The 5,364-nt window shown below is 70.9% G+C and carries 4 protein-coding genes; all 4 read right to left on the bottom strand.

What is annotated here, in order from left to right; translation table 11 throughout:
• Positions 1-1,842 (bottom strand): dipeptide ABC transporter ATP-binding protein (locus AB8Z36_RS29740; protein ID WP_369216483.1); only part of this gene is annotated, 1,842 nt, incomplete at its 3' end.
• On the bottom strand, positions 1,839-2,681 hold the full coding sequence (locus tag AB8Z36_RS29735) for an ABC transporter permease (RefSeq protein ID WP_369216482.1): 843 nt from the start codon (positions 2,679-2,681) through the stop codon (positions 1,839-1,841). The genes AB8Z36_RS29740 and AB8Z36_RS29735, both read right to left, overlap by 4 nt.
• Positions 2,681-3,643, bottom strand: a complete 963-nt coding sequence (locus tag AB8Z36_RS29730) for an ABC transporter permease (RefSeq protein ID WP_369216481.1) — start codon at positions 3,641-3,643, stop codon at positions 2,681-2,683. The genes AB8Z36_RS29735 and AB8Z36_RS29730 overlap by 1 nt, the downstream gene beginning before the upstream one ends.
• Positions 3,640-5,286, bottom strand: coding sequence for an ABC transporter substrate-binding protein (locus tag AB8Z36_RS29725; protein WP_369216480.1), 1,647 nt, complete (start codon positions 5,284-5,286; stop codon positions 3,640-3,642). Before AB8Z36_RS29725 ends, AB8Z36_RS29730 begins: the two co-directional genes overlap by 4 nt.
• Positions 5,287-5,364: the final 78 nt, after the last annotated feature.

Below are 5,364 nucleotides of genomic sequence, written 5' to 3'. Positions count from 1 at the left end.
GGTGTAGGTGTGTCGCGGGTGGTCGAGGACGGCGTGTGTCGGGCCCGATTCGACGACCTTGCCGCCGTTCATCACGTACAGGAAGTCCGACGCCTGGCGGACGATCGCCAGGTCGTGGGTGATGAAGAGGTAGCTGATGCCGCGGTCGGCGCGGAGTTGCTCCAGCAGGTTGAGGATCTGCGCCTGGACCGACATGTCCAGGGCGGACACCGGCTCGTCGCAGATCAGCAGGCGGGGTCCGGCGGCCAGCGCCCGGGCGATGGCGACGCGCTGGCGTTCGCCGCCGGAGAGGGCGGCGGGTCTGCGGCGTGCGTAGTCGCGGTCGAGACCCACGGACTCAAGCAGGTCAGCCACCCGTGCGGCCACGTCCACCGGGCCACCGCTGTGGGCGGTGACGGCTTCCCTGAGGGTCCAGCCGATGGTGCGCATCGGGTTGAGGCTGGAGTAGGGGTCCTGGAACACCGTCTGCACGGTGCCGCGCAGGGTGCGCCGGTCGCGCTCGCTCAGACGGCGCCAGTCGCGTACGGAGACGCCGTCGACGCGGATGTCCCCCGAGGTCGGCGTCTCCAGGCCGACCAGCATGCGGGCCAGGGTGGTCTTGCCCGAGCCCGACTCCCCCACGATGCCGACGCTCTCCCCGGCGCGGACGGTCAGGGACACGTCGTCGACCGCGTGCACGGTGCGGCCCCCGCTCCTGAAGGTCTTCGCGACGTGCTCGACCTCGATCAGCGGGGTTCCGGTGCGGCCGTCGGCGGGCGGGGGCGCGGGTTCGTCCGCGCGGGCCCGCGCCGCGGCCATCTCGGTGCGGATCTCGAGCAGCCGTACGCAACGGGACTCATGGCCGTCCGCGACCGTGCGCAGCGCGGGGACACCGTCGTGGCACACCTCGGCGGCCCACGGGCAGCGGGCGGCGAAGGGGCAGCGGTGCGGCACCTCGGCGGCCGTCGGCACGGAGCCGGGGATGGCCACGAGCCGACGCACCTTGATGTCGGCGGGCGGCTCGGAGAGCAGCAGGCCCTGGGTGTACGGGTGCAGCGGCTCGCGCCGCATCGCGTCGGCCCCGGCGGCTTCGAGGAGGGTCCCCGCGTACAGCACGTGGACGCGGTCGCAGGTGGCGAAGGCGACCCGGAGGTCGTGCGTGATCAGGATCAGGCTCATGCCGCGGGCGCGCTGGATGCGTTTGATCAGGCCGAGCACCTCGCGCTGGGTGACCACGTCCAGTGCCGTGGACGGCTCGTCCGCGATGAGCACCTGGGGGTCGCGGGCCAGCGCGGCGGCGATGGCGACGCGCTGGCGCATGCCGCCGGAGAGCTGGAAGGGGTAGCGGTCGGCCACGGAGGCGTCGGTGATGCCGACCTCGGCGAGGCGTCGCACGGACTCCGCGCGGCGCTCGGCGCGGCTCCGGCGGCGCCCCGGGGCCAGTGACTCGCCGAGGATGTGGCCGATGCGCATCACCGGGTTGAGCATGGTGAAGGGGTCCTGCATGACGGTGCCGATCTCGCTGCCGCGGATCGCTCGCCAGTCGCGCTCGGTGTTCTCCAGGAGGTTGCGGCCGCCGTACTCGGCGCTGCCGCTCACGACGACGCCGGGTGGCAGAAGCCCGGTCAGCGCCTTGGCCGTCATCGATTTGCCGCTGCCCGATTCACCGACCACGGCGAGGCTCTCGCCCGCCGCCAGGTCGAACTCGTTGGCGGCGACGATCGTCCCCGCACTGCCCTGCCCCGCGCGTGCGATCCTCATCCCGCGCACGCGCAGCACCGGCGCCCCGGGTATGTGCGGTTGCTCGGTCGGCTCCGGCTCCGTCTCGGTCTCCGTCTCCGTCTCCGTCTCCGGCTCCGTCATCGGGATGCTCCTCGGCTCGAAATCTTCTCGAAGGTCCAGTCGCCGATCAGGTTGGTCGCGGTGGCGGTGAGGATGATGGCCACGCCGGGCGCGATGGTGGCGACCGGGTTGGCGAACAGCAGCGCCTGGCTCTCGGCCAGCATCTGACCCCAGTCCGGGGTGCCCGGTTCGGCGCCGACGCCGAGGAAGGACAGACCGGCCAGGGCGATGAGCGAACCGGCGAAGACCAGGAAGGTGTTCGCGAAGGCGGTGGCGGCGACGTTGGGCCAGATGTGCAGGAACATGATGCGCCGGTCCCGTACCCCGAGCGTCTTGGCGACCTCGACGTAGGGGCGGGACATCTGCTCCAGGGTGGCGGCGCGGATCACCCGGGTGTCCAGGGGCACCGACAGGATGCCGAGCAGGACCACCGCCGTCCAGTAGCCGCCGCCCAGCGCACCGGCGACGACGATGATGACCAGCAGCGCGGGCATGGCCACCATGAGGTCGACCCAGCGCATGACCGCGAAGTCCACCACGCCGCCGCGGTAGCCCGAGAGCAGGCCGAGGATGTTGCCGAGGACCAGGGCGCCGACGGCGATCGCCAGGGGTCCGACGACCGCGGACCGGGCGCCCGCCATGAGGCGGGAGAGGATGTCGCGGCCCAGGGGGTCGGTGCCGAGCCAGTGCTCCGCGCTGGGTCCCGCCGAGCCCGAAAGGACGTCCTGCGCCCGTGGGTCGTAGGGCGCGAGCAGCGGCCCGAACAGCACCATGGCCACCATGACCGCGAGGACGAGGAAGCAGATGGCGACGGGCAGCGACTTCAGCCGCCGCCTGGTGGGAGAGACGTCTTCGGCCATCACGAGCGCCTTTCGAATCGGATCCGCGGGTCGATCGCCACGTAGGCGAGGTCGGTCAGCAGATTGGCCGTGATGATGATCGTCGCGATGAGGAGGGTGAGCCCCTGGATCATCGGCAGGTCACTGGTCCCGGCGGCCTGCACCAGGAGTTCGCCGAGCCCGCCGATGGAGAAGGTGCTCTCCACCAGGACGGCGCCGGTGACGAAGTACGTCAGGAGGACGCCGCTGACGGTGACCACCGGGATCAGCGCGTTGCGCAGCAGATAGCGCAGCATGATCCGCCGTGTGGCGATGCCGCGGGCGCGGGCGAAGGTCACGTAGTCCTGGTTCAGTACGCCGATCATCGAGGCCCGGGTGTGGCGCAGGAGGAAGGCGGAGACGGTCAGGGCGAGCGCCACGGCGGGCAGCGTCAGGTGCCACAGCTCGTCGAGGAGGCCCTCGCCCTTTCCGGCCGCGGGGAACAGCGGCGTCAGGACCGCGAAGAGGTACAGCAGCAGGATGCCGAGGACGAACGGCGGGGTGCTCAGGGCCACCACGGCTCCGGCGACCAGGCCGCGGTCCAGGGCCTGGCGCTGCTTGAGCGCGGCGATGACACCGGGCACGACGCCGAACAGCAGGGACAGCGCGTAGGCGTAGCCGCCGAGGAGGACCGAGGAGCCGAAGCGGGCGCCGATCTCGTCGGTGACGGGCAGGGTGGTCTGCGTCGACGCCCCGAAGTCGAGGTGCAGCGCGTCCTTGGCCCAGAGCCAGTACTGGGTGAGGAACGGTTCGTCGAGGTGGTGCTGCTTCCTGAGGGTGGCCACCAGCTCGGGTGAGCTGGGCCGGCCACCGAGCAGGGCGTCCACGGCGTCGCCGGGCGCGATGTGGACCAGGGAGAACACCGCGAAGGAGAGCACGACGAGCAGCACGGCCATCGCGACGAGGCGTCTGGCGATGAAGGCGAGGGTGGACTTGAGGCTCATTCCGCCACCACGTTCAGCGCCCACGGCATGTTCATCGTGTAGCTGTCGAAGCCCGCGATGCCGTACTTCAGGGAGGCGTAGTGCGCGCCCTCCGCGTACAGCGGTACGTACGGCACGTCCCTGCCCAGGTGTTTGAGCAGGTCGGTGTAGATCCGCAGGCGCTGTGCGGGCCGTTGCGCGGTGAGTCCGGAGGCGATGAGTTCGTCGATCCTCGGCGGTGTGTAGTTGGCGAGGTTCAGGCCGCCCTGGGCGGTGTTGGCCTTGCCCAGGAAGATGGAGTCGAAGCTGGGGTCGGGCGAGCACGCGCCGGTCTCGGCGGCGGTCACGGGCCGCTGGTGGGCCGGTCCGGTGGCCTTGGAGGCCCAGGCGGTGTCGTTCATGCTCTGTATCCTGAGGTTGATGCCGACCTTCTTGAGCTGATCGACGATCACTTCCACGGTGGGCGTGAAGGACTGGGCGGTCACGAAGGTGCCGCTGAATCCGTGGGGCACCTTGGACTTGGCCAGTTCGGCCTTGGCCTTGGCGATGTCGTGCTCGTACGTGGGCACGGTGGCCAGGGCCTTGTCGACCCGCTCCTCGCTGCCGAGGGGGCGCATGAGGAGCGGCGAGATCAGGGTCTGGAGCGGCGCTCCGGCGCGTCCCTGGGTGGAGGCGACGACGGCCTCGCGGTCCAGGGCGTAGGCGACCGCCCGCCGCACGTGCGCGTCGTCCCACGGCGCCGTCCTGGTGGGCAGGCTGAGCAGCGCTGTCGCACAGGTCGCCACGGTGGTCACGGTGTTCTTGCCCGCGGTGGCGTCGAAGGCCTTCGGTGAGCCGACTCCCGGTGCCAGGTCGATCTCGCCGGAGCGCAGCGCGAGCGCGAGGCTGTTGTCCTCGGAGTAGGACGTGACCGAGATCCTGCCGACGGCGGGTCTGCCGCCCCAGTAGTGCTCGTTGACGGTGAGTTCCATGCCGCTGGTGGGGTTCAGGCTGTCGAACTTCCAGGGTCCGGTGGCGACCACCAGTGTCCCGGGCTGTCCGAACGTCGCCTTGTGGGCCTCGGCGTGCTTCTTCTGGAAGACGCCCGACCAGAACATCGCGGGGGTGTACTTCCAGGAGGCGTCGGGGGTCTTGAGGGTGACGCGGACCGTGTGCTCGTCCGGGGTGGAGATGTCCGCGACGTTGGCGTAGTAGTGGGCCCGCGCACTGCCCCTGGCCCGGTAGTAGTTCCAGGAGTACCGCACGTCCTCGGAGGTCAGCGGCGAGCCGTCGGAGAACTTCACGCCCCGGCGCAGGTGGTACTCGTAGACCGTGGTGCTCTTCTGTTCGTAGCCGGTGGCCAGCCAGGGTTCGAGGCGTCCGTCGTGGCCGACCCGGAGGAGGCTCTCCAGGCCCAGGGAGTTGGTGTAGAGACCCGCTCCCAGGTTCCTGTTGGGGTCCAGGGTGGGTATCGCGCCGAGCACACCCACCTTGAGGCGCCCGATCCGCTGCTTCGACACCGACTCGCCGGGGCCTGCACTCCGCTTCGTGACCACCTTGCCGGGGCCGCCGGTGCCTTCGGGGCGGTGGCCGGCGCAGGCGGCGGCCCCGAGGACCAGCACGCCGGCCATGGCGAGCGCGGGCAGGCGCGCCCTGCCTGGTGGGACGTTCAGGTGGGACTTCATGGTGACTCCGGGTTCGATCGGGGTGCCGGTGAGTCATGAGGGGAGCGGCTCGGCGCCGAGTGGCGGGCCGCCAGGGGT

The sequence above is a fragment of the Streptomyces flavofungini genome (assembly GCF_041028215.1).
Taxonomy (GTDB): domain Bacteria; phylum Actinomycetota; class Actinomycetes; order Streptomycetales; family Streptomycetaceae; genus Streptomyces; species Streptomyces flavofungini_B.
Note: the sequence above shows the minus strand (reverse complement) of the source record. Positions and strands in the feature narration are given on the sequence as shown.